The 23,596-nt window shown below is 71.2% G+C and carries 20 protein-coding genes; 9 read left to right on the plus strand and 11 right to left on the minus strand.

All coding sequences use genetic code 11. The features are described from left to right. Positions 1-311: 311 nt before the first annotated feature. Positions 312-980 carry a M23 family metallopeptidase gene (locus ABT009_RS11605; RefSeq protein ID WP_351292102.1) on the plus strand — a complete coding sequence of 223 codons (669 nt, stop codon included), beginning with the start codon at positions 312-314 and terminating at the stop codon, positions 978-980. A 75-nt stretch (positions 981-1,055) separates the two neighbouring features. Here the strand turns inward: ABT009_RS11605 and ABT009_RS11610 are convergent, their stop codons facing one another. Continuing rightward, on the minus strand, positions 1,056-1,640 hold the full coding sequence (locus ABT009_RS11610; protein WP_351292104.1) for a TetR/AcrR family transcriptional regulator: 585 nt from the start codon (positions 1,638-1,640) through the stop codon (positions 1,056-1,058). Positions 1,641-1,801: 161 nt separating this feature from the next. Between ABT009_RS11610 and ABT009_RS11615 the strand changes: the two genes are divergently transcribed. Then, entirely contained in the window at positions 1,802-3,430 is a 1,629-nt protein-coding gene (locus ABT009_RS11615; protein ID WP_351292106.1) for an MDR family MFS transporter, read from the plus strand. Positions 3,431-3,514: 84 nt separating this feature from the next. Here ABT009_RS11615 and cseC read toward each other — a convergent pair whose 3' ends face one another. From cseC to ABT009_RS11645, 6 genes are all read right to left on the minus strand, one after another. Then, on the minus strand, positions 3,515-4,951 hold the full coding sequence (cseC, locus tag ABT009_RS11620; RefSeq protein WP_351292210.1) for a two-component system sensor histidine kinase CseC: 1,437 nt from the start codon (positions 4,949-4,951) through the stop codon (positions 3,515-3,517). After that, positions 4,872-5,585, minus strand: a complete 714-nt coding sequence (cseB, locus tag ABT009_RS11625) for a two-component system response regulator CseB (protein ID WP_351292108.1) — start codon at positions 5,583-5,585, stop codon at positions 4,872-4,874. The genes cseC and cseB overlap by 80 nt, the downstream gene beginning before the upstream one ends. A 21-nt stretch (positions 5,586-5,606) precedes the next feature. Next, a complete protein-coding gene (locus ABT009_RS11630) occupies positions 5,607-6,266 on the minus strand; it encodes a hypothetical protein (RefSeq protein WP_502989855.1) in 660 nt (219 codons plus the stop codon). Positions 6,267-6,331: 65 nt separating this feature from the next. Then, positions 6,332-6,874 (minus strand): SigE family RNA polymerase sigma factor, encoded by a 543-nt coding sequence (locus ABT009_RS11635; RefSeq protein ID WP_351292110.1) that lies wholly within the window; start codon positions 6,872-6,874, stop codon positions 6,332-6,334. A gap of 186 nt (positions 6,875-7,060) precedes the next feature. Beyond that, the gene (locus tag ABT009_RS11640) at positions 7,061-8,044 is read right to left on the minus strand and encodes an HhH-GPD family protein (RefSeq protein ID WP_351292111.1); all 984 of its coding nucleotides are present in this window, start codon (positions 8,042-8,044) and stop codon (positions 7,061-7,063) included. A gap of 421 nt (positions 8,045-8,465) precedes the next feature. Beyond that, positions 8,466-9,119: a phosphatase PAP2 family protein gene (locus ABT009_RS11645; RefSeq protein WP_351292113.1), complete on the minus strand. Its 654-nt coding sequence runs from the start codon at positions 9,117-9,119 to the stop codon at positions 8,466-8,468. A 196-nt stretch (positions 9,120-9,315) separates the two neighbouring features. Here ABT009_RS11645 and ABT009_RS11650 point away from each other — a divergent pair, with 196 nt between their 5' ends. Continuing rightward, positions 9,316-10,116, plus strand: a complete 801-nt coding sequence (locus ABT009_RS11650) for a hypothetical protein (RefSeq protein WP_351292115.1) — start codon at positions 9,316-9,318, stop codon at positions 10,114-10,116. Positions 10,117-10,544: 428 nt separating this feature from the next. On the opposite strand, the gene disA is transcribed toward ABT009_RS11650, so the two are convergent. Together disA and radA are read right to left on the minus strand one after the other, a co-directional pair. Then, entirely contained in the window at positions 10,545-11,669 is a 1,125-nt protein-coding gene (gene disA / locus ABT009_RS11655; RefSeq protein ID WP_351292117.1) for a DNA integrity scanning diadenylate cyclase DisA, read from the minus strand. Positions 11,670-11,736: 67 nt separating this feature from the next. Further along, positions 11,737-13,146 carry a DNA repair protein RadA gene (gene radA, locus ABT009_RS11660; protein ID WP_351292119.1) on the minus strand — a complete coding sequence of 470 codons (1,410 nt, stop codon included), beginning with the start codon at positions 13,144-13,146 and terminating at the stop codon, positions 11,737-11,739. A 264-nt stretch (positions 13,147-13,410) separates the two neighbouring features. Between radA and ABT009_RS11665 the strand changes: the two genes are divergently transcribed. Further along, positions 13,411-15,243, plus strand: coding sequence for a BACON domain-containing protein (locus tag ABT009_RS11665; protein WP_351292121.1), 1,833 nt, complete (start codon positions 13,411-13,413; stop codon positions 15,241-15,243). A 72-nt stretch (positions 15,244-15,315) separates the two neighbouring features. On the opposite strand, the gene ABT009_RS11670 is transcribed toward ABT009_RS11665, so the two are convergent. Further along, the gene (locus ABT009_RS11670; protein WP_351292123.1) at positions 15,316-16,227 is read right to left on the minus strand and encodes a DUF3109 family protein; all 912 of its coding nucleotides are present in this window, start codon (positions 16,225-16,227) and stop codon (positions 15,316-15,318) included. A gap of 71 nt (positions 16,228-16,298) precedes the next feature. Between ABT009_RS11670 and ABT009_RS11675 the strand changes: the two genes are divergently transcribed. The 4 genes from ABT009_RS11675 to ilvD all read left to right on the plus strand — a co-directional run bounded on the left by ABT009_RS11675 (position 16,299) and on the right by ilvD (position 20,856). Beyond that, entirely contained in the window at positions 16,299-17,228 is a 930-nt protein-coding gene (locus ABT009_RS11675; RefSeq protein ID WP_351292125.1) for a Ppx/GppA family phosphatase, read from the plus strand. Between the two features lie 138 nt (positions 17,229-17,366). Continuing rightward, positions 17,367-18,191, plus strand: coding sequence for a sugar phosphate isomerase/epimerase family protein (locus tag ABT009_RS11680; RefSeq protein ID WP_351292127.1), 825 nt, complete (start codon positions 17,367-17,369; stop codon positions 18,189-18,191). Continuing rightward, positions 18,188-18,802, plus strand: a complete 615-nt coding sequence (locus ABT009_RS11685) for a TetR/AcrR family transcriptional regulator (protein WP_351292129.1) — start codon at positions 18,188-18,190, stop codon at positions 18,800-18,802. The genes ABT009_RS11680 and ABT009_RS11685 overlap by 4 nt, the downstream gene beginning before the upstream one ends. A 200-nt stretch (positions 18,803-19,002) precedes the next feature. After that, a complete protein-coding gene (ilvD, locus tag ABT009_RS11690; protein WP_351292131.1) occupies positions 19,003-20,856 on the plus strand; it encodes a dihydroxy-acid dehydratase in 1,854 nt (617 codons plus the stop codon). Between the two features lie 69 nt (positions 20,857-20,925). Here the strand turns inward: ilvD and ABT009_RS11695 are convergent, their stop codons facing one another. After that, positions 20,926-23,046 carry a serine/threonine-protein kinase gene (locus tag ABT009_RS11695; RefSeq protein ID WP_351292133.1) on the minus strand — a complete coding sequence of 707 codons (2,121 nt, stop codon included), beginning with the start codon at positions 23,044-23,046 and terminating at the stop codon, positions 20,926-20,928. Between the two features lie 182 nt (positions 23,047-23,228). Here ABT009_RS11695 and ABT009_RS11700 point away from each other — a divergent pair, with 182 nt between their 5' ends. Further along, a complete protein-coding gene (locus ABT009_RS11700; RefSeq protein ID WP_351292135.1) occupies positions 23,229-23,558 on the plus strand; it encodes an SH3 domain-containing protein in 330 nt (109 codons plus the stop codon). The last annotated feature ends 38 nt before the right edge of the window (positions 23,559-23,596 follow it).

Genomic DNA, 23,596 nt, shown 5'->3' on the forward strand with positions numbered 1-23,596 from the left:
TCTCGTTACGGGGTGGGTCCGGGGTCCGGATGGTTCGGTGCGAAGACGAGGGCGGATCCATGTTTGAGCGCTGCGCACCAGCTGCCAAGTGCGGCTAAACCTCGGGTCGGGCGGATATGTCTGTGCCGGTTTGGGGTGATTCCAGGGGGTTCGTGGCACATGTCAAGAGGTCCTGAATGTGATGTTTTGCTACGAGCGTGGCTAGTAGAAGGGGCTTTTGGGCGTAAGCGAGGTGGCGGGTTACCAATGTGTGGTCCCGACCGGCACATGGCTTTTGAGTGCTGGGTTCGCTTACGCCCGGAGGTCCCTGAATGTCCAAGTTCGCCACGTCCCGCATTCCCGGCTCGTCCCTGCTTCGTACCCGTGCGGCCGTCGTCGCCGTCAGCCTGGGAGCATCGGCGTTCCTCGGTGCCGGGGTCGCGGCCGCTGCGGACACCGGTGTGACCGCCTCCGTGCTGCCCAAGACCACCGCCGCTTCCGTCGCCGCGCAGGCCGATGCCCAGGCAAAGGCCGCCACCGTGGCCAAGACGTCGGTCACCGAGGCCGCGGCCAAGAAGGCCGGCGGCTGGGTCATCCCGGTCAAGCACTACACGCTCTCCGCGAGCTTCGCCCAGGCCGGCGGCATGTGGTCGCACAAGCACTCCGGCCAGGACTTCGCGGTTCCGACCGGTACCCCGGTCGCCGCCGCTTCCAGCGGCACCGTTGTCAAGGCCGGCCCGAACGGTGCCGGTGACGGCCCGGCGTACGGCAACGCCATCGTGATCAAGCACGGCAACGGCACGTACTCGCAGTACGCGCACCTGTCGAAGGTCAACGTGCGGATAGGCCAGACCGTGAAGGCGGGGCAGAACATCGCCCTGTCCGGCAACACCGGCAACTCCAGCGGCCCGCACCTGCACTTCGAGATCCGTACGACCCCGAACTACGGGTCCGCGATCAACCCCGCCAGCTTCCTGCGCGCGCACGGCGTGGGCCTCTGACCCAGCCGACGGCCCATAGCGGCAGCTGACGGACTCGGACTCGGACCGGCGTACTCACGACCGTGTCTGACAAGGTCAGCCGCCGGAGTGGGCCTGCGTCACCAGATCGATGGCGACCTCGAGGACAGCCTTGCGCTTCTCCTCGGGGTCGCCTTCGACGTCCCTGAGGACGAACATGCCGGCGTGCATCGAGAACAGGGCGCTGATGCACCGGACCTGGTCGGTCAGCGGGGCGTCGGGGTCCTTGATGATGTCGAGCATGGTGATCATGCGGTCCTTGAACATCTCGCCGATGCTCAGTTCGCGCACCGTCGCCTGGTTCTCCTGCATGAAGCGGAAGAGGGGGGCGGCCCCGGTCAGCGCCTCGCTGTAGCGGCGCAGCACCTCCTGCTTGGTCTCCAGGGTGTGCGGCTGGGTCCTGCCCCACTCGATCAGCTCGTCCATGGGCCTCACCAGGTCCTCGAAGAGGCTGATGAGGATGTCTTCCTTGGTCTTGAAGTGGTAGTAGAGCGCGGCCTTCGTGACCTCCAGGCGCTCGGCGATCTCGCGCAGCGAGGTCTTCTCGTAGCCCTGCGCGGAGAAGAGTTCGAGCGCCACGTCCTGGATGCGCTGGCGAGTGTTCCCCCGGCGCTGCTGCTTGCTGCTCCCCGTGATGCCCATCGTGGCTGCTCCTCGCACTCCGCAAAACCGCTTGTCAAAAACTTACTTGACGCCCGGCTAGTTGCCGCTCTACTTTCCTCAGTGTAGTTAGCTAGCCGGGCGGCAAGTAAGTGCGTACGCGGGTCGCCTCGCTTCCTTATCGTCCCAGGGGGAGTGCAGAGATGTCCCAGACCCAGCCACCAGCCGACGCCGTCCCGGCAGGCACTGGCGAAGCGGCGCCCGAAGGAGGCAGGCAGCCGCGCAGCGTCCGCGTCGTGCTGCTCGCCCTCATGATCGCCATGCTGCTCGCGATGCTCGACAACATGATCATCGGCACCGCGATGCCCACCATCGTGGGCGATCTCGGCGGCCTCGAGCACCTTTCGTGGGTCGTCACCGCCTATACGCTCGCCACCGCCGCCTCCACCCCCATCTGGGGCAAGCTCGGCGACATGTACGGGCGGAAGGGCGTCTTCCTGACGTCCATCGTCATCTTCCTGATCGGCTCCGCACTGAGCGGCATGGCCCGGGACATGGAGCAACTGATCGGGTTCCGTGCCGTACAGGGGCTCGGTGCCGGCGGACTCATGGTCGGCGTGATGGCGATCATCGGTGATCTGATTCCGCCCCGGGAGCGTGGCAAGTACCAGGGCATGATGGCCGGCGTGATGGCGCTCGCCATGATCGGCGGGCCGCTGGTCGGCGGCACGATCACCGACCACCTCGGCTGGCGCTGGTCCTTCTACATCAACCTGCCGCTCGGCGCCGTCGCCCTCGCCGCGGTGAGTACGGTGCTGCATCTGCCGAAGAAGCGGACACAGAGCCGGATCGACTACCTGGGTGCGGCCCTGCTCGCCGTCGGCATCACCGCGATCGTGCTGGTCACCACCTGGGGCGGTACGCAGTACGCCTGGGGCTCGGCCGTGATCATGGAGCTCATCGGCATCGGTGTCGCCTCGCTCGTCGGCTTCTTCTTCGTCCAGACGAAGGCCGCAGAACCGATCCTGCCGCTGCACATCTTCCGCAGCCGCAACTTCACGCTCATGTCGGTGGTCGGCTTTGTCACCGGCTTCGTGATGTTCGGCGCGGTGCTGTTCCTGCCGCTGTACCAGCAGTCCGTACAGGGGGCGTCTGCGACCAACTCCGGTCTGCTCCTGCTGCCCATGCTGCTGGCGATGATGGTCCTCTCGCTGATCGCGGGACGGGTCACCACCAGCAGCGGCAGGTACAAGATCTTCCCCGTGGCGGGGAGTGTGCTGATGATCGCCGGGCTGTTCCTGCTGGCGCAGATGGACACCGGGACGTCACGTTTCACCTCGGGTCTGTACATGGCGGTGCTCGGCGCGGGCATGGGCTGCCTGATGCAGATCACCATGCTGGTCGCGCAGAACAGCGTCGAGATGAGGGACATGGGCGTCGCCTCCTCCTCGACCACCCTCTTCCGTACGCTCGGCTCCTCCTTCGGCGTCGCGATCATGGGCGCCCTCTTCAACCACCGGGTGCAGGACGTCATGGCCGAGCGCGCCGGGGACCTCGGCAGCCAGATCACCGAGAAATCCGCACAGCTCGACGCGGCGAGCCTGGCCAAGCTGCCCGAGGCGGCCCGCGAGGCCTACCAGCACGCGGTGTCGGCCGGCACGCACTCGGCGTTCCTGCTCGGCTCGGCCGTCGCCGTGGTCGCCCTGCTGGCGGCGGTGTTCGTGAAGGAGGTCCCGTTGCGCGGCGCGGGAGCCCAGAAGCCTGCCGGGGGCGCGGACGGCGCGGACGGCGAGGCCGCGCGGGCAGGGAAGGCGGCGGCAGACGCCGTGTGATCCGGTTCCCCGAGGCGTGGTCGATGGCCTCCGGTGCGCGCGGCGTGCCGGGGGCCATCGGCGTGTGTCAGTGGGGGGCCACCGTCAGTCCTCCAGCATCGGGAAACTCCCGGTGCTCGTCGGTGCGTGCTCCGGCAGCCACAGCACCGCGACCGCACCCTCCGCCGGTATGTGGTCGGGTGCCCCGGGCGGCCGTACGTTGCGGAAGGTCAGGCGTGCGCCGAGCACCCGGGCCTGGCCCGCCGCGATCGTCAGGCCGAGGCCGTGGCCCTGCCCGGAGCGGTCCCTGCTGCCGGTGCGGAACCGGCTGGGCCCCTCGGCGAGGAGTTCCTCCGGGAAGCCGGGCCCGTGGTCGCGCACGCGGATCACCCGGCCCTCCACCGTGACCTCGATCGGCGGTTTGCCGTGCCTGGCGGCGTTGGCCAGCAGATTGCCGAGAACCCGCTCCAGGCGCCGCGGGTCGGTCGTGACCTCCGACTCGTGCACCACGCGCACCGCGATGTCGGCGTCCCTCACCGCGACCCGCCGGGTCACGAACTCGCCCAGCATGATGTCCTGCAGTTCGGCCCGCTCCGAGGCGCTGTCGAGCCGCGCCACCTCGAGCACGTCCTCGACGAGCGTGCGCATGGCCTGCGCCCGGTCGCGTACGAGCTCGGTCGGACGGCCCGGCGGCAGCAGTTCCGCCGCGGTCAGCAGCCCCGTCACAGGGGTGCGCAGTTCATGCGCGATGTCGGCGGTCACCCGGCGTTCCGCCTCCAGGCGCTGCTTGAGTGCGTCCGCCATCGCGTCCACGGCCCGCGCGAGGTCGTCGGTCTCGTCGCGTACGACACCGCCGATGGCGTCGCGCACCCGTACGTCCGTCTGCCCCTGGGCGACCTCGCCCGCCGCGGCAGCGGCCTTGCGCAGCCGCCGGGAGATCTGGCCGCCGATGAGCACACCGAGCGCGCAACCGCCGAAGACCACCGCGATCGAACCCACGATCAACGCCTGGTCCAGGTCCTTCATGACCTCGGCGCTGCGGTCCGTGAACCGGGTGTGCAGCGACAGGACGCGGCCGTCGCTGAGCGGGACGGCGGCCCAGATGTCGGGCACGCCGTTGGGCCGCTCCGACACGTAGGTGGCCCGGCGCCCGGCCATGGCCTTCGCCCGCAGGTCTTTCGGCATGGCCGGATCGTCGATCTTGAGGCCCATGAAGTTCAGCCGGCCGGTCGTCTCGTACATGCGCTCGGCGAGCTGGATGCGTTCGTCCTGCACGTCGCGGGCGTTGTCGAGTATCGAGACCTGCGCCGCGTTGTGCACGACCAGGCTCAGGGCGAGCGCCACCAGCGCGCCGACCAGCGTGATCGCGGCGCTGATCTTCCACCGCACACCGGTACGCAGCGTTCTGCCCACGCGCAGCCGTCGCCGGCCGTCGAAACCCCCCAGGTCCACGGCGTGCTCCTCAGGCCCTGAGTTTGTAGCCGAAGCCGCGGACCGTCTCGATCCGGTCCTGGCCGATCTTGGTGCGCAGCCGCTGCACATGGACGTCGACGACGCGGGTGTCACCGCCCCAGCCGTAGTCCCACACGCGCTCCAGCAGCTTGTCGCGGGAGAGCACCGTGCCGGGCGCCGATGAGAACTCGAGCAGCAGCCGCATCTCGGTCGGTGTCAGCCCCACCAGCGCGCCACCGCGCCGTACCTCCATCCCCTCCGTGTCGATCTCCAGATCGCCGAAGCTCAGCACACCGCCGTTCGCCTGCCCCGCACCGCCTGCGCCCCCGGCAGCGGAGGCGGCAGCGTTCGCGTGTCCGAAGCGGCGCAGCACGGCGCGGATCCTGGCCATCAGCACGGCGCCGTCGAACGGCTTGGTCACATAGTCGTCGGCGCCCGCTTCCAGGCCCAGGACGACGTCGATCGAGTCGGCGCGGGCGGACAGCATGATCACCGGCACGCTGGACTCGTCGCGGATGCGCCGGCAGAGCGAGACGCCGTCCAGGCCCGGGACCATCACATCGAGCAGCGCGATGTCGGGCCGGTCGGCCCGGAACGCCTCGAGCCCCGAGAGACCGTCGGGCATGGCGGTGACCACGAAGCCGTCGCGCTCCAGCGCCAGCTGGGTGGCCTCGCGGATGACGTCGTCGTCCTCGACGAACAGGACGTGGGTCTGCTCTGCCATCCGAATGTGCTGCCTTCTGTGTCAGTTCTCCGAGGCGGTGGGCGAACCCCCGCCCACCGCGTTGCTGTAGTCGTTGTGCGTACGGGATTGCTCGACGAACCTGTTCGCGGACCAGTGGTAGGTGATCACGTTCTCGCCGGACGGGTACTCCACCGGATCGCCTTTTTCGTACACCTGCATGGTGACGACGAGGTCGCCCCGGTCGATCTCCGCATAGACCGGCGGCTCCTCGACCCGGAAGACACTCTGGTACTTCCGGCCGACCGCGCGGTATACGTACGAGCCGACGCCGACCGCATCACCGCAGGTCATGACGTTGACGACGATGTCGTTCGAGGAGCCGCCGGTCAGCTTGCCATAGGACACGTCCACCGGGTACTCGTCGGCGACGCACGGTTTCAGGTCCCGTTTGACCTCGGCGCTCACCTTCGGATCGTTCTTGACCAGCGCGACCGCGTCGACGCGCTTCACCGTGGGCGCGGGAGAGGAGGACGGTGCGGGCTGGGCGACCGAGGCTCCCCGTGCCGGGCCCTCGTCGCGCGCACCGGTGCCGCCGGTGCCGCAGCCGGCGAGCGAAAGGCCGAGGGCGGCGAGCCCGGCCGCCGCCGCGCCCCCCGCCGTCAGGACTCTCTTTCCGGTCCGGCCGCCGCCGCGTCCGGCGGCGGGAGCGTCACCGCGTATCGCCCGCGTCCGTCGTATGGCCCGTATCCGTCGTATGACCCGTATACGTCGTATGGCCCGAGGGCCTAGGCGGCCGCGCAACGCTCCCGCTCCTCACGTTCGAGCGCGCGCACATCGAGGTCGCGGCTCTCCAGCTCCTGGCGGAGCCGGGCGAGCGCCCGGTGCAGCGTGCTCTTTACCGTGCCGGCCGACATGCCGAGGGCGGCGGCCGTCTCCTCCGTGGACATCTGTTCCCAGTGTCGCAGCACGACGACGCTGCGCTGCTTGGGCGCCAGCACCTTCATGACGTCCATGAGCAGGGCGCGGTCGGCGTGCTGCTCGGTGGAGTCGTCGATGCTCGCGTCCGGGAGCTGCTCGGTGGGCACCTCCTGCAGCTTGCGGGCCCGCCACCACTCCGTCCGCGTGTTGATCATGACGCGACGCAGATACGCGTCCGCCAGCCGCTTGTCGGCTATATCCGCCCAGTGGCCGTACGTCCGCACGAGCGCGGTCTGCAGCAGGTCCTGCGCGTCGACGGGATCCGGGACCAGGCGCCTGGCGCTGCGCAGCAGGGCGTCCTGCCTGCTGCGGACGTACTCCTCGAATTCGAGCACCTCGCCGTGCGCCATCGCCAACCGCCTCCGTTCGACCCCGTGTTCGCGCTGGTGCGCGCCCCTGTGCGGTACGGCATGAAGCTACGGAGCAGTTGTCACGAGGCTGTCCGAGGCAGCCTGCGGCGGACGCACGGCTGTGCGGCGGTTGTGTAACAGAAGCCGGACGGGCGTAACGGGTGGTGGGCCCGGCCGTGAGGGGAGTCAGGCGTGCGGCAGGCGGTAGAGGCCGCCCTGCAGCGGTTCGACCAGACCGTCGGCGACCAGGCCGTCCAGCGCCCGGGCCCGCTGCACGGGCTCGTCCCACACACGGTCGAGTACGGCCTGCGGAACGGGCGCGACGGCTTCCCGCAGCACGGCCAGCAGCCGGCCGCGCACCTGGCGGTCGGTCCCCGCGTACGTCTGGCCGCGTCGCGGCGGCCCGTCGTGCGCCGGCTTCCCGGCCAGCCGCCACGCGCACTGCGCTGCGACGGGGCAGCGGACACAACTCTCGTTCTTGGCCGTGCAGATCAGCGCCCCGAGCTCCATGGACGCGGCGGCCCAGCGCGCCGCCGTGTGCTCGTCCTCGGGAAGCAGCTCGCGGGCCAGCCTGCGCTCGGCCGCGGTGGTGGCGTTGGGCGGGTACTGCGCGCCGGTGACGGCGCGCGCGAGGACCCGGCGCACATTGGTGTCGAGGACGGCGTGCCGCTGCCCGTAGGCGAAGGACGCCACGGCGGCGGCTGTGTACTCGCCGATGCCGGGGAGCGCGAGCAGCTGCGTGTGCTGCGTCGGTACGTCGCCGCCGTGCCGCTCTGTTATGGCGACCGCGGCACCGTGCAGCCGCAGCGCGCGCCGCGGATAGCCGAGCCTGCCCCAGGCGCGGACGGCTTCGCCGGGCGCCTCCTCGGCCAGGTCGGCGGGGCGCGGCCAGCGGGCCATCCACTGCTCGTACACGGGCAGCACACGGTTGACCGGTGTCTGCTGCAGCATGAACTCGCTGACCATCACGCCCCACGGTCCCGCTTCGGGGCGGCGCCACGGCAGGTCGCGTGCGTTCTCCTCGAACCATGCGATGACGGGCGTGTGCAGGGCGGCTCCGTCCGGGGCGCCCGGGGTCGCCCCCGAGGTGCCGGATGCGGTGCGGCAGGACGGCATGGGCGCCGTGGACGGGGCGGGCTGGGCTTGCATGGGTTTCGTGGGAGCAGTCATGGCACGCACGATCCTGCCACGGTGCCGCACGCCTGGCGGTCATCCGCGCCCGTGGCCGTACAGAAGGCCAGGTGAGAGGCGGGAGGGACACGCCGGAGGACCTGATTCCGGGCCGTGTCGGGGGTTTCGGGCGCCCTGTACGTCATGCTTCCGGCGATCGAGAGGGCGCCCCGGGGGGCGTGGCAGCTGCCACCGAGCCCGGGCCTGTGCGGCCCTTTCCCCGGCACCAACCGCAGCCTGGCCGGCGGCCCGACCCCGTACCGGCCGGGGCCGCACCCGCCGGACGTACCGCCCGCCCAGCGGCGGGTGATGCCGCTGGTTCACCTCAGCGGGACGACGCGTTCGGAGCGCCGGGGAGGCGCGTGCCGCTCGGCAGCCGGCCGGGCGTTTCGCGGCCTTGGTGGCCGCAGGCCGGGCCGCGTCAGCCGGGGCCGGCCGTTTGCGGCTGAGACAGGCCCGAGCCAGGCACCGTGCACCCCGGTCCGGCGAACCACCGGACCGGTCCCGCGGATGACGCGCGCAGCGCCTCGGCCACGCGCGTCATCGGCTGCCTGCCGAGGCGTACCACCGCGTAGCCCACGACGGCGCCGATGAGCAGCCCCACGAGCACGTCGTGCGGGTAGTGGACGCCCACGAACACCCGTGAGTACGCCATCAGCAGCGCCATCGGGAAGGCGAGCCGGGCGATGCCGCGCCAGGCGAGCGTCAGCGCCACCGCCGCGGCACCTGCGATCGTCGCGTGGTTGCTCGGGAACGACCAGTCGCCGTGGGGCGGACAGGCGACGAGCGAGGCGGGGGCGCCGGCCACGGCGCGGCACGGACGTTCCTCGTCCACCGCGGACTTGACCAACTCGCTGCACACATACGCCACCGCCGTGGCGAGCGGTGCGAGCACGGCGAGGGCCAGCGCGCCGGGCCCGCCGCGCCGGGCCCGCCACCAGGCAGCGGCGAACAGCACACCGAACAGCAGCAGTCCGGCCTCCGTCCATGCCTCCAGGAGGTGCTGCACCCACGCAGGGGTGTCATGCGCGAAGTCGCCGATGTCGCGGTAGAGACCGGAGTCGATGTCTTCCATGAGCAGGGACGGTACGCAATGAGCCCGCACGTCACGCGATACGACGGTTCCGTCCCGTATCTGACGAAAGGCTGGGGCCTGGAGCGGGGCAGGGATGTGTACGGGCTGCGCGGCCAGGATGATGATCCGCAAAAGTTGCGGCGCAGGGCGGCGGGTGGGGCAGGATAACCCGCTGATCTCTCGTACAGTTTGCGCCGTGGGATCTCTGCGCAATCCAGTCGGGCCGCTTCCCTCCACCATCTACTGGCGACGGAGGGCCGTTCTGCTGTCCGTGGTCGCCCTGCTGGCACTGCTTGTCGTATGGACCGTCAATTCCGGCGGCGGAGGCGGCAGCGACAACACCGCCGGCGGCGCCGACGGCAAGAACCCCGCGCCGTCGATCACGCCGGGTCCCTCCGGGTCCGGGCCTGCGATCAGCCAACACCCGGGCGGCCGCGACGAGTCGGGCGGCAGTGGTGACGGCTCGGGAGAGAGCGAGGGCTCCGGCGATACGGGCAGCACCGACGGTTCGGACGGGACCGGCTCCACGGACTCCTCGGACGGCGCCACGGGCGGCAGTTCCTCGGGCGATCGCGTACCGGCCGGATCGAGCCTGCCCAACTGCACTGCCAGCACTGTGAAGTTGACCGTGCGCAGCGTACGCAACACTTACGAGCCCGGTGAGAAGCCGGAGTTTGAGCTGATCGCGCGGAACACGTCGGGGACGGCGTGCAAGGTGGATCTCGGGCCGAAACAAGCCGTACTGACTATCACACTGACCGGGAGCGACGACGCCTTCTGGACGTCGTCGGACTGCCCGAAGGCCAGTGGGAGCCTGTTGCTTCGGGTGCCGGCGGACGGACGCGTCACGCAGACCCTGGTGTGGGACCGGCGTGCGAGTGCGGCTCAGTGTGCGACGCCGGCCGCGGGCTCGGCGAAGCCGGGTACGTACCTCGTCGAGGCGAAGGCCCCGGGCCTCGGGACGGCCCAGACGTCGTTCGTCCTGGAGAACGACTAGCCCCTGCGGCGCTGGAAACAGGGGGGACCCCCATCGCCCTGCGGAACTCCTGCCCACAACAGTGAGACCCGCAGGTGCTCTCCGGCCGAAGGGGACGTGGCGGGATGTGCGCCCGCTGGGGGTACCTCCCAGGCCTTTAAGGCACTGGGGGAGGCTGGCGCAAACTTCGGGCTAGCCCAACGATGACGGTTCGGCGCCAGGCCGAGGACGTACATCCCGGCGCGGCCCCGACCCGCCACCGGCCGGTGGCGCACCGAAGCGGACCCGCGGACGCGTTCGCCCCGACCCACCCACCGACAGGTGGCGAACCACCCAGGAACGGCAAGCCGCGCGCGTGCCCGAGCCTGCCACCGGCAGGTGGCGAACCCACACCCAAAGCGGCGGCACCCAAAAATCGGGGGCGCCTGAGAACCGCAGCCCGCCGGAGGCTAGACGTAGCGCTCGAGGATCGACGACTCCGCCAACCGCGACAGCCCCTCCCGAACGCTCCGCGCCCGGGCCTCCCCGACCCCGTCCACCGTCTGCAGGTCGTCGACGCTCGCGGCGAGCAGCTTCTGCAGGCCGCCGAAGTGCTCCACGAGGCGGTCGATGATGGCGCCGGGCAGCCGCGGAACCTTCGCCAGCAGCCGGAACCCGCGCGGCGACACGGCCGAGTCGAGCGTCTCCGGCGACCCGGTGTAACCCAACGCCCGTGCCACCACTGGAAGTTCCAGCAGCTCGGTGTGCGAGAGAGAGTCCAGCTCGGCCAGCGCCTCCTCGACCGTGCGGGACCGCTTGGCGGTCGGCTCCGGCACGTAGTCCCGGACGACGAGCTCCCGCTCCGGTTCTACGCCCGCGATCAACTCCTCGAGCTGGAGCGCGAGAAGCCGCCCGTCCGTGCCGAGCTCCACCACGTACTCGGCGATCTCGGTCGCGATGCGCCGCACCATCTCCAGGCGCTGCGCCACGGCCGAGACGTCCCGGACCGTCACCAGGTCCTCGATCTCGAGCGCGGACAGCGTGCCCGCGACCTCGTCGAGCCGCAGCTTGTACCGCTCGAGGGTCGCCAGGGCCTGGTTGGCCCGGGAGAGGATCGCGGCCGAGTCCTCCAGGACCCGCCGCTGACCGTCCACGTACAGCGCGATGAGCCGCATGGACTGGGACACCGACACGACCGGGAAACCGACCTGCTTGCTCACGCGGTCCGCGGTGCGGTGCCGCGTGCCGGTCTCCTCGGTCGGGATCGTCGGGTCCGGCACGAGCTGGACGCCCGCGCGGAGGATCTTGGTGAGGTCCTTGTCGAGGACGATGCCGCCGTCGAGCTTGCACAGCTCGCGCAGGCGCGTCGCCGTGAACTCGACATCCAGGACGAAACCGCCGGTGCACATGGCTTCGACGGTCTTGTCGGTGCCGAGGACGATCAGTCCTCCGGTGTTGCCGCGGAGGACGCGCTCCAAGCCGTCCCGCAGCGCCGTACCCGGCGCGACAGCGCTCAGAGAGGCGCGCATGAGCCCATCGGCACCGGAGCTCCCACCGGACTTGCCGGGAGCTGCTGCCCGGTCGTTGGCTGCCACTGCACTCCTCCGGTCGCAGGTTCTGGGCGCCCTCGGTTCGTACGGATGGGCGAGACCGGGGCAAAGTCTACCGGCGGTCCTCCTCCTCCCGTGGGGCCTCTCGCCGACGCGACCTCGGCAGCACCCGCAGAGCGTCCCCTATGTCGGCGACTTCCAGGACCTTCATACCGGGCGGGACCTTGCCCGGATCCGTCGGCACGAGGGCGTGCGTGAAGCCGAGGCGGTGCGCCTCAGCGAGCCTGCGCTGGACCCCGGTGACCCGTCTGACCTCGCCCGCGAGGCCCACCTCGCCGATCGCGACGAGGTTCTTCGGCAGCGGGGTGTCGCTCGCGGCGCTGGCGAGCGCGAGCGCGACGGCCAGGTCCGCGGCGGGCTCGGAGAGCTTCACGCCGCCGACCGTCGCCGAGTAGATGTCGCGCTTGCCGAGCGCGCTGATCCGGCCGCGCTGCTCGAGCACGGCGAGCATCATCGAGACGCGCGAGGTCTCCAGGCCCGAGGTGGTGCGCCGGGGCGAGGGGATCTGCGAGTCGACGGTGAGCGCCTGCACCTCGGCGACGAGCGGGCGGCGCCCCTCCAGCGTCACGGTCAGGCAGGTGCCCGGAACCGGCTCGTCACGGCGGGTGAGGAAGAGGCCGCTGGGGTCGGCGAGACCGGTGATGCCCTCGTCGTGCAGCTCGAAGCAGCCGACCTCGTCCGTCGTCCCGTACCGGTTCTTCACGCCGCGGACCAGCCGCAGGCGCGCGTGCCGGTCGCCCTCGAAGTGCAGCACGACGTCCACGAGATGCTCGAGCAGCCGCGGGCCCGCGATGGCGCCGTCCTTCGTGACATGGCCGACCAGGAGCGTCGCCATGCCGCGATCCTTGGAGGCGCGGATGAGGGCCCCGGCCACCTCGCGGACCTGGGCCATGCCGCCGGGCGCCCCGTCGATCTCCGGCGAGGCCACGGTCTGCACGGAGTCGAGGATCAGCAGCGACGGCTTCACCGCGTCCAGATGACCGAGGATGGCCGCGAGATCCGTCTCCGCGGCCAGGTACAGATGGTCGTCGATCGCCTTGATGCGGTCCGCGCGCAGCCGCACCTGGCTCGCGGACTCCTCGCCCGTGACATACAGCGTGCGGTGCTCGTCGCTGGCCGACTTGGCCGCCACGTCCAGCAGGAGCGTCGACTTGCCGACGCCCGGCTCGCCCGCGACGAGGACCACGGCGCCGGGGACAAGTCCGCCGCCGAGCACCCGGTCCAACTCGGGCACGCCGGTCGAGCGGGCGGTGGCCTGGCGGCCGTCGACCTGGCCGATCGGCACGGCCGAGGTGGTGACGCGGCCGGGCGTCGTCGTACGGACCGCGGGCGCGCCGTACTCCTCGACCGTGCCCCATGCCTGGCACTCGGGGCAGCGGCCGAGCCACTTGGCCGTCTGCCAGCCGCACTCGGTGCAGCGGTAGGACGGCCGGTCCTTGCCGGATTTCGTACGGGCAGCCATGGACGAAACCGTAGCGGTGACCACTGACAGCCCGGCCCCCGGCCGTCGGCTGCGGCCCCTTCGGCGGGCACGGCGGGCGGGCTGCGCACTCGCGCGCGGGGGTCGGCGGCCCCTGCCCGAGGGCCCACGCGCGCGTGCCTCTGTAACGCTCAGAGTGCGGAATGACGGGCTCCTGTCCCCTTTTGAGGGATCTGTTCACCCGTAAGGATTAAATGTCCGCGACGGTGAAGAGGGCCCCACCACCACCGGCCTACGGTCGCACGGGTGACGAGCAGTAGGCCGCAGCCCTCCCCGCAGACCCCCGGAGCCCGCCGGTCGCATCGCGATGCGCGGCACCGCGGGGCGGCGCACCGTACCCAGGTCCAGCGGCCGCCCGCGCGCTACGAGCCGTATCTGGACGGCCTGTTCACGTACTGCCTGTCCGTGCTGTGCGACCACGACGCCGCGACCGCCGCCCTCGGAGAGGCCCTCGCATGTGCCGAGCGCCGCGGCTCGCGCGGGCCGGACGCCGACGGCGACCGCAAGGCCTGGCTGTACGCGCTCGCACGCTGGTCGTGTCTGCGCAAACTCGCCGAGGCCAAGCGGAAGCGGGCAGGCTCGCGTGCCGCCGGTCGCAGAGCCGACCGGACCGCGGCCGCCTCGGGCTCCGGGGAGACCGGCCGGACCTCCGGCCACTCCGTCGACCGCTCCGTCTCCGCAGAGGCGGAGCGCGAGCGCCGGCGGGAACTCGCCCTGCTCGCCTGGCCCGAGGCGGCAGGGACGACCCCCGAGCAGCGCGAGGCGCTCGAACTCGCCGTACGCCACCAGCTCGCCGCCCACGAGGTCGCCGCGGTCCTCGGCATGGACCTCGCCTCGGCCCGGGAGCTCCTGGCCGCCGCGGCCTGCGAGGTGGAGCGCACCCGTACCGCGCTCGCCGTCGTGGAGACCGGCACCTGCCCCGCCGTCGCCCGCCTCACCGGCGACGATCAGCTGCTGCTCGGCGCGGCCCTGCGCACCGAGCTCGTACGGCACGTCGACGACTGCCCGCGCTGCCGCCGCACCGCCGAGCGGGCGGGCATCGCCTGGCCCGGCACCGGCGTCACCCCGACCGCGCTGCCCGTGGTCGAGGCCCCGCGCCCGGCCCTGCACACCGCGATGGCGCATGCCCCGCGCGCGCGGGACCGCGCCCCGCGCTTCGACCGGCGGGGTTTCCCGATGGACCCCAGGGACCGTGCCGCCCGCCGCGGCCGGCTACGCGCGCGTGCCGTGGCGACGACCGTCGTCGCCACGGTCGTCGCGGCCCCCGTGCTCGCCCTCTGGGCCGCCTACCGCGGCGCGCCTCTCACCGGCGAGGGCCAGGACGGCCGCTCCGTCTCCGTCAGCGAGGCCGACGACCCCGGCGCTCTCGGCGGGGACCACCCTGGCGGCTACGAGAACGCGGGCAACGCCAGCCCCGACCCCGACGCGCGCTTTACCGCGGGCAGCCGCACGCCCGACGTGTCCGTGGAGGTGATCAGCCCGGGAGCGCCGCCGTCCCGGAGCGCGGTGGGGCCGGGCAGGCTCACGGTCGAGGCTCAGCCGAGCAGCGGCGAGACGACACTGATCACGATGCGGGCGTCCGGGGGCGCACCTGTGCACTGGTCGGCGTACGCCGACGCCCCGTGGCTCTACCTCAGCCAGTACTCGGGAACGCTCGCGCCGGGCGAGTCCTTCACGATCGAGGTGTACGTCGATCACCATCGCGAGCCCGCCGGCCACTGGCGCGCGCAGATCGTGATCGACCCGTCGGGCGCGGTGATCGGCCTCGAGGGGGACGGACACCCGGCCCCGCCGTCCTCCAGCCCCCCGCCGTCGTCGCCGCCCGGTTCACCGTCCCCGTCCGACCCGGGGCCCACGCCGAGCGATCCGCCCTCGTCGGATCCGCCGCCGTCCTCCGACCCGCCGCCGTCGTCGGATCCGCCCCCGTCCGGTCAGGATCCGGACCCGGAAGAACCGTCGCCCTCCGACCCCGGCCCTAGCGACACCGCCCCTTCTGACTCACCTGCCCCGTCAGACCCCGGGGACTCGTCCCCGCCACCGAGCGACGGGGGAGAGGGGAGCCCCAGCGAAGGGGCGTAGGGGCCGGCCCGCCTGCCGGCCGCCGTCCGCACCGCGGCCCCGTCCCTGGCTGGGCGGCCCCCCGCGTGAGGCTCAGGGCGCCGGATCGGCGGGGTGCGGCGCCACCAGCGGCAGCTCGGACGCCAGCCGGGCCTCACACAGCTCGACCAGCCGGTCGTATCCCGCCTTGCCCATGAGCTCCGTGAGCTCCGGCCGGTACGAGACGTACACCGGGTCGCCCGCCCCGTGCGCCGAGGTCGCCGACGTGCACCACCAGTGCAGATCGTGGCCGCCCGGGCCCCAGCCCCGGCGGTCGTACTCGCCGATCGACACCTGCAGGACGCGGGTGTCGTCGGGCCGGTCGATCCACTCGTACGTCCGGCGGATCGGCAGCTGCCAGCAGACGTCCGGCTTCGTCTCCAGCGGCTCACGGCCCTCGCGCAGCGCCAGGATGTGCAGCGAGCAGCCCGCGCCGCCCGCGAATCCGGGCCGGTTCTGGAAGATGCAGGAGCCCTCGAAGCGGCGGGTCTGGCGCTCGCCGTCCTCGTCCTCCTGGACCCAGCCCGTCTGCGTGCCCACGTCGTGGTGCTGCCAGATCTCGGGAGTGAGCCTCGCCACATGCTCGGCGACGCGCTTCTCGTCGTCGTCCTCCGAGAAGTGCGCGCCCAGCGTGCAGCACCCGTCGTCCGCGCGGCCCGCCTGGATGCCCTGGCAGCCGCTTCCGAAGATGCAGTTCCAACGGGAGGTAAGCCATGTCAGATCGCAGCGGAATACCTGCTCGTCGTCCGCCGGATCAGGGAACTCGACCCATGCGCGGGCGAAGTCCAGGGCCTTCTCGTCGGGGACCGGCTGCTGCCCCTGCGCCGGCCCGATCGACCGCTTCGACTGCTTCGGCGGTTTCGACTGCTTCTCCTCCGGCTGCTTCTGCTCCGGCGCCGTCGCCTTCGAGGACTCCGTGGCAGAGCTGGCGGATTTGTCGGTCTTTGCCTTTTTCGTCTTTGGCACGCCTCCAGGGTATGCGGGCGGAAGCCCGCCCAGGGAGTTCTGCCCGGCGCCCGCGCAGTAGCGTTCCGTACATGAGACTCGGTGTCCTCGACGTGGGTTCGAACACGGTGCATCTCCTCGTGGTGGATGCACACCCGGGCGCGCGCCCGCTGCCCGCGCACTCGCACAAGGCGGAGCTGCGCCTCGCCCAACTCCTCGACGACGACGGAGCCATCGGCCCCGAGGGTGTCGGCAAACTGATCGGCACCGTCCACGAAGCGCTGCAGGCCGCCGAGGACAAGGGCGTCGAGGACCTGCTGCCGTTCGCCACCTCCGCGGTCCGCGAGGCCAGCAACGCCGACGACGTGCTGGCCCGGATCAAGGACGAGACCGGTGTCGAACTGCAGGTCCTGACCGGTGAGGAGGAGGCCCGTCTCACCTTCCTCGCGGCCCGCCGCTGGTTCGGCTGGTCGGCCGGGAAACTGCTCGTCCTGGACATCGGCGGCGGCTCGCTCGAGATCGCGTACGGCATGGACGAGGAGCCGGACGCCGCCGTCTCGCTGCCGCTCGGCGCCGGCCGGCTGACCGCGGGCTGGCTGCCCGGTGATCCGCCGGACCCGGCGGACGTGCGGGCCCTGCGGCGGCACGTGCGGGCGCAGATCGCCCGGACCGTCGGGGACTTCAGCCGTCTCGGCACCCCGGACCATGTGGTCGCCACCTCCAAGACCTTCCGGCAGCTCGCCCGGATCTCCGGTGCCGCCCGCTCCGCCGACGGCCTCTACGTTCAACGGGAGCTCAAGCGCAGGGACCTGGAGGACTGGGTGCCCCGGCTCACCGAGATGAGCGCCGACGAGCGCGTAGAGCTGCCCGGCGTCTCGGAGGGCCGCTCCGGCCAGCTGCTCGCCGGCGCGCTCGTCGCGGAGGGCGCGATGGACCTCTTCGGCGTGGAGTCAGCGGAGATCTGCCCGTGGGCGCTGCGCGAGGGCGTGATCCTCCGCCGCCTGGACCACATGCCGAGCTAGGGACGGCGGGGGCGCCTCCGCTGTGGGCATACGTTCCGCAAAGGGCGATGGCGTACGTGGGAGGCGGCCGCGGTGTACCCAGGGCGGCGCCCCCGGCGGATGCGCCCCCACCACCCCCGCCCCCGTACCCTGTCCCTCGTGGCAGAACCAGTGGTGCGCATCCCGGATGCGAAGGTCGCCCTGTCGACGGCCTCGGTCTATCCGGAGTCGACGGCGACGGCCTTCGAGATCGCCGCGCGCCTCGGGTACGACGGCCTCGAGATCATGGTCTGGAACGACCCCGTCAGCCAGGACATCGACGCGCTCCGCAGGCTCAGCGACTACCACCGCATCCCGATCCTCGCCGTCCACGCCCCCTGTCTCCTGATCACGCAGCGCGTGTGGTCCACCGACCCCTGGGTCAAGCTCCAGCGCGCGAGGTCCGCCGCCGAGCAGCTGGGCGCCTCCACCGTCGTCGTGCATCCGCCGTTCCGCTGGCAGCGGCAGTATGCCCGGGACTTCGTACGCGGCATCTGGCGCATGGCCGACGAGACGGATGTGCGGTTCGCCGTCGAGAACATGTATCCGTGGCGCTACCGGGACCGCGAGATGCTCGCGTACGCCCCGGACTGGGACGTCACCAAGGAGGACTACCGGCACTTCACGATCGACCTCTCGCACACGGCGACCGCCCGCACCGACGCCCTGCAGATGATCGACCGCATGGGCGACCGGCTCGGCCACGTCCACCTCGCCGACGGCACCGGCTCAGGCAAGGACGAGCACCTGGTCCCGGGCCGCGGCACGCAGCCCTGTGCCGAGATCCTGGAGCGCCTGGCGCTGAGCGGCTTCGACGGCCATGTCGTCCTGGAGGTCAACACGCGGCGGGCCATGTCCAGCGCCGAGCGCGAGGCCGATCTTGCGGAGGCCCTGGCCTTCACCCGGCTGTATCTCGCGTCGGCCGTGAGGGTGCCGAGATCATGACCGACACCGCCCCCAGGCGCCGGGGACGGCCCTCCCGTACGCAGACGGCAGAGGGGCCGGACACCCGGGAGCGCATCCTGCGGGCGGCCCGCGAGGAGTTCTCCGAGCGGGGGTACGAGAAGGCGTCGGTGCGCGGCATCGCCAAGGCGGCCGGTGTCGACTCCGCGCTCGTCCACCACTACTTCGGCACCAAGGAGCAGGTCTTCGAGGCGGCCGTCGAGGTCGTCTTCGCGCCCGCCCTGAAGGCCCCGGAGGCCATCACGGAGGGGCCGCTCGAGGGGGTCGGTGAGCGGTTCACCCGGTTCCTCTTCGGAGTCTGGGAGAACCCGGCCACCCGTACGCCCCTGCTTGCCGTGGTCCGGTCCGCGATGAACAACGAGGCGGCCGCCGCGGTCTTCCGCCGCCTCATCACCGGCCAGCTGCTGCGCAGGGTCGCGGGCCATGTGGGCGGGCCGGAGGCCGAACTGCGGGCCGAGCTGGCGGCGGCCCAGCTGGTCGGCGTGGCCATGATGCGGTACGTGATCAAGCTGGAGCCGCTGGCCTCAGCGGACGTGGAGCAGATCATCGCGCGGGTGGCGCCGGTGGTGCAGAGGCATCTGACGGGGGAGTGAAGGGCCGCCCGTAACCCCCGAACGGGTGCCGGGGACCGAGACGGGCGTCCCGTTATCCGGACAAGCTGTCCAGGTCGTGGAGTCCCGGCGTAGGCTCGACGGAAGTCATCCTGCCTACATACGCCGGCCGAACGGACACCGCGCAGTCACCGTCCGGAACGCACCGTGCCGTAGGCATCTGCCTGAAGGAGCGAGCGACGATGCCCGAGCTGAGGTCCCGCACTGTCACCCACGGCCGCAACATGGCGGGCGCCCGCGCCCTTATGCGCGCCTCCGGTGTACCGGGTGCGGACATCGGGCGGAAGCCGATCATCGCCGTCGCCAACTCGTTCACGGAGTTCGTGCCGGGCCACACCCACCTCCAGCCGGTCGGCCGGATCGTCAGCGAGGCCGTCAAGGAGGCCGGCGGCATCCCGCGCGAGTTCAACACGATCGCCGTCGACGACGGCATCGCGATGGGCCACGGCGGCATGCTGTACTCCCTCCCGTCCCGCGACCTGATCGCGGACTCGGTCGAGTACATGGTCGAGGCCCACTGCGCCGACGCCCTGATCTGCATCTCCAACTGCGACAAGATCACCCCGGGCATGCTGATGGCGGCTCTGCGCCTCAACATCCCCACGGTCTTCGTCTCCGGTGGCCCGATGGAGGCCGGCCGCGCGACCCTCGTCGACGGCACGGTCCGCACGCTCGACCTGATCGACGCGATCTCCGACGCCGTGAACGACAAGGTCTCGGACGAGGACATCCTCCGTATCGAGGAGAACGCCTGTCCGACCTGCGGCTCCTGTTCCGGCATGTTCACCGCCAACTCGATGAACTGCCTGACCGAGGCCATCGGCCTCTCGCTGCCCGGTAACGGCTCGGTGCTCGCCACGCACACCGCGCGAAAGGCCCTCTACGAGAACGCCGGCGCCACGGTCGTCGAGCTGACCAAGCGCTACTACGAGCAGGACGACGACAGCGTTCTGCCGCGCTCCATCGCCACCCACGCCGCCTTCGAGAACGCCATGGCGCTCGATATCGCGATGGGCGGCTCCACGAACACGATCCTGCACCTCCTGGCCGCCGCCCAGGAGGCCGAGGCCGGCTACGACCTGTCCGACATCGACGCCGTCTCGCGCCGGGTGCCGTGCCTCGCGAAGGTCGCGCCCAACGTGGCGCCCACGCGGACGTACTACATGGAGGACGTGCACCGCGCGGGCGGCATCCCCGCGATCCTGGGCGAGCTGTACCGCGGCGGTCTGCTCAACGAGGACGTGCACACCGTCCACAGCCCCTCCATCAAGGAGTGGCTGGACGACTGGGACGTCCGTAGCGGCTCGGCGACCGCCGAGGCCCTCGAGCTATGGCACGCGGCCCCCGGCTGCAAGCGCTCCGCCGAGGCCTTCTCCCAGTCCGAGCGCTGGGAGGAGCTGGACACGGACGCGGCGAACGGCTGCATCCGCGACGTCGCCCACGCGTACTCGAAGGACGGCGGCCTGGCGGTCCTCAAGGGCAACCTCGCCGTGGACGGCTGCGTCGTGAAGACGGCGGGCGTCGACGCGTCGATCTGGACCTTCGAGGGCCCGGCCGTCGTCTGCGAGTCGCAGGAAGAGGCCGTCGAGAAGATCCTCAACAAGCAGGTCAAGGAGGGCGACGTCGTCGTCATCCGCTACGAGGGCCCCAAGGGCGGCCCCGGCATGCAGGAGATGCTCTACCCGACCTCGTTCCTCAAGGGCCGCGGCCTCGGCAAGGCCTGCGCCCTGGTCACGGACGGCCGCTTCTCCGGCGGCACGTCCGGCCTCTCCATCGGCCACGCCTCCCCGGAGGCGGCCTCCGGCGGCATCATCGCCCTCGTCGAGGACGGCGACCGCATCCGCATCGACATCCCGGGCCGCACGATCGAACTCCTCGTCGACGACGCCACGCTGGCGACCCGCCGCGAGGCCCTCGCCGGCGTCTACGCCCCGAAGTCCCGCGACCGCAAGGTGTCGGCGGCGCTGCGGGCGTATGCGGCGATGGCTACGAGTGCGGACAAGGGTGCGGTGCGGGACGTGTCGAAGCTGGGCTGACCGTTTTCGGTTCTTTCGGTCCTTTCGGTGAGGGCCGCCTCCCGCTGTTCGGGGCGGCCCTCCCGCGTGCTACCAGGCCGACGGGTCGCGTCCGTCGACTGCGAAGACGGTGCCGTCGGGGGCGGTGGCGTAGACGTGCTCGCCCGCGATCACGGGCTCTGACAGGGAGGCCATGATCTTGTCGCCGTTCGCGCCCAAACGTGGGGACGTCTGGCCGAGGAGTTTCCCATCGCGCGCGGCGACGGCGAGGAGCCGCCCGTCGGGGGCGCTGATGTACACGTGCCGACCGTCAGCGACCGGCGCGGAGGCGCGGGTCACGGACGTCTCGAGAGCCCACAGCTGCTTGCGGGCGTTCATGTCGACGGCCACCAGCGATCCGCCGCCCCCCGTGAGGTAGACGAGGTTCCCGCGCACGGTGCCGTGGGCCTGCATCAGCGGGACCGGCAGGGTCACCCGCTGCTCCGTCCGGGTATCCGGGGTGTAGCGGACCACGGCCTTGGTGTCCCCGTAGACCGCGTCGAGGGAGGCGAGGAAGACGGACCCGCCCGCCGTGCCGAGCGGCTTCAGGTCCCCCTTCAGCTGTGCGTTCCACCGCACGTCACCCGTCTCCGGATCCACCGCCGTGATCCGCGTGCCCGCCCCGTCGTCGGACGTGCTCACCGCGTACGCCAGTGGGTCCCCGGCGAGCGAGGTGAAGTACGGCACGCTGTGGCCCGGAATCCGGTGGCTCCACCGCGTGTCACCCGAGGCACTGTCCACGCCGGCGACGGTCCCGTCGGTACTGGTGAAAAGGAGCATGCCTCCGGCGCACTCCAGGCCGCTGTACGCAGGCATGGTCCGTTGCCAACGCGCCTTGCCCGAGGCGGGATCGAGCGCCTCCAGACGGCGGCCCGAGCCGAGCAAAGGCTGCACGAGGCCACCCGACACGACGGGCGGTCCGCTCCTGTGTGTCGGGGCGACGGTGTGCCGCCACAGCAGATGGCCGTCGGCTGGATCGAGGGCGTAGAGCAGGCCAGGCTGGGCGCAGAGCAACCTCCCGTCCCCATAGGAGCATTGAGGCATGCTCTTCTTGGACGCCGGCGTCGCCTCCCACCCGCTGAACCCGGCCGACGTGATCCGCGGCGTTGCGCTCGTGGGCGTGGAGTCTGCCCGGTCGGGCAGGTGGACCAAGGCCAGCGCACCGATCACGGCGAGCCCGAGCGCCCCGGCTCCGAGGGCCGCCCGCCTGCCCGAGCGCTTCCCGGGCCGCCGCTCAGGCCCTTCGGTTCCTTCGGGCTCCTCGGCTTCTTCAGCGCGAGGTTCAGGCCTCGGCGCCTGATCCCCCGCCCGCTGTGCCGGTATGAACGCCTGTGTGTCGTACGAGGCCGCCACCGACCGCAGCTCGCGCATCAACTCGTCCGGCGTGGGCCGGTCCTCGGGCTCCTTCGTGAGACAGCGCAGCACGAGCGGCGCCAGTTCCTCCGGTACGCCCGTCAGGTCGGGCTCGTCGTGCACGACCTGGTAGGCGACGACGTACGGACTGTCGGAGTCGAACGGCCCGCGCCCGGTCGCCGCGTGCACCATCACCGACCCGAGCGCGAAGATGTCGGCGGCAGGCCCCACCTCACGTGGCCGTCGGAACTGCTCGGGCGCCATGAACGGCGGCGTACCGATCAACTTCCCGGTTTCGGTCCGCAGTTCGCTGTCCTTTGGCCGAGAGATACCGAAGTCGATGACCTTGGGGCCGTCCTCGGCGAGCAGTACGTTGCTCGGCTTCAGATCACGGTGCACCACTCCGACCCGGTGAATGTCGCGTAGCGCCTCCGCGAGTCCGGCCATCAGCCGACGCAACTGGGCCGGCGGCATGGACCCGTTCCGCTTCACATGGTCGGAGAGGGTCGGCCCGGGGATGAACAGTGTGGCCATCCAGGGCCGTTCGGCCTCTGGGTCGGCGTCGACGACGGGCGCGGTGAAGGCGCCGCTGACCCTCCGCGCCGCGGCCACCTCCTGCTTGAACCGACCCCTGAACTCGGGATCTCTGGCCAGCTCGGCGTGCACGACCTTCACCGCGAGCTTCATGCCGGAGGTGCTGCGGGCCAGATGCACCACCCCCATGCCGCCCGACCCCAGACAGGACTCCAGGCGGTAGTGACCGGCGTACTCGGGAAGTTCCGCTTCCGCGCCCTCTTCGACGTTCTGCTGTGGCGCCATGGGAAACACCCCCGTGCTGTTCGTCCGCACGCGCGACGTATGGAGCCTAGTCGATGACTCGTATGAGACTGAGGAGGCTTGCTAGTCTCCGCGTGCGAGTTGCGTACATGTGTTTCATGGCGTGTTTTAGGGGATTCAACGGCACCCCATGACAGGCATGGGGTGCAACGGGGGAGGTTTTCATGTCTGTTGACCGTGTCGAAGAGGCCGAGGGCAGAGACGAGCCGGAGGCCGTCACCACGGCAGCGGTTTCGGCCACGGCCCTGCGCTACTACTCGGTAGCGCCGGGAGTTCGCCTCAACGTCCGCAGCGGGCCCGGCACCAACTACACCGTCGTCCGCGTCCTGCCCGAGGGGGCAAAGATCCCGATCTACTGCCAGACACCAGGCACATGGGTCACGGGCCCGTACGGCACGTCGAACATCTGGGACAACATCGACGACGGCCAGTACGTCTCGGACGCGTACGTAAACACCGGCAGCGACGGCTACATCGCGCCGCGCTGCGCCTGACGAAGGGGACAGGGATCACCATGAAGCTCTTGGCGGGC

The sequence above is a fragment of the Streptomyces sp. NPDC002896 genome, assembly GCF_040295225.1.
GTDB lineage: Bacteria > Actinomycetota > Actinomycetes > Streptomycetales > Streptomycetaceae > Streptomyces.

What these genes read in the sequence shown, in the direction of transcription:
- ABT009_RS11605 (WP_351292102.1), top strand. Translation starts at nt 312, where the DNA reads ATGTCCAAGTTCGCCACGTCCCGCATTCCCGGCTCGTCCCTGCTTCGT.
- ABT009_RS11610 (WP_351292104.1), bottom strand. Translation starts at nt 1,640, where the DNA reads ATGGGCATCACGGGGAGCAGCAAGCAGCAGCGCCGGGGGAACACTCGC.
- ABT009_RS11615 (WP_351292106.1), top strand. Translation starts at nt 1,802, where the DNA reads ATGTCCCAGACCCAGCCACCAGCCGACGCCGTCCCGGCAGGCACTGGC.
- cseC (WP_351292210.1), bottom strand. Translation starts at nt 4,951, where the DNA reads ATGTGCAGCGGCTGCGCACCAAGATCGGCCAGGACCGGATCGAGACGG.
- cseB (WP_351292108.1), bottom strand. Translation starts at nt 5,585, where the DNA reads ATGGCAGAGCAGACCCACGTCCTGTTCGTCGAGGACGACGACGTCATC.
- ABT009_RS11635 (WP_351292110.1), bottom strand. Translation starts at nt 6,874, where the DNA reads ATGGCGCACGGCGAGGTGCTCGAATTCGAGGAGTACGTCCGCAGCAGG.
- ABT009_RS11640 (WP_351292111.1), bottom strand. Translation starts at nt 8,044, where the DNA reads ATGACTGCTCCCACGAAACCCATGCAAGCCCAGCCCGCCCCGTCCACG.
- ABT009_RS11645 (WP_351292113.1), bottom strand. Translation starts at nt 9,119, where the DNA reads ATGGAAGACATCGACTCCGGTCTCTACCGCGACATCGGCGACTTCGCG.
- radA (WP_351292119.1), bottom strand. Translation starts at nt 13,146, where the DNA reads ATGGCTGCCCGTACGAAATCCGGCAAGGACCGGCCGTCCTACCGCTGC.
- ABT009_RS11675 (WP_351292125.1), top strand. Translation starts at nt 16,299, where the DNA reads ATGAGACTCGGTGTCCTCGACGTGGGTTCGAACACGGTGCATCTCCTC.
- ABT009_RS11685 (WP_351292129.1), top strand. Translation starts at nt 18,188, where the DNA reads ATGACCGACACCGCCCCCAGGCGCCGGGGACGGCCCTCCCGTACGCAG.
- ilvD (WP_351292131.1), top strand. Translation starts at nt 19,003, where the DNA reads ATGCCCGAGCTGAGGTCCCGCACTGTCACCCACGGCCGCAACATGGCG.
- ABT009_RS11695 (WP_351292133.1), bottom strand. Translation starts at nt 23,046, where the DNA reads ATGGCGCCACAGCAGAACGTCGAAGAGGGCGCGGAAGCGGAACTTCCC.
- ABT009_RS11700 (WP_351292135.1), top strand. Translation starts at nt 23,229, where the DNA reads ATGTCTGTTGACCGTGTCGAAGAGGCCGAGGGCAGAGACGAGCCGGAG.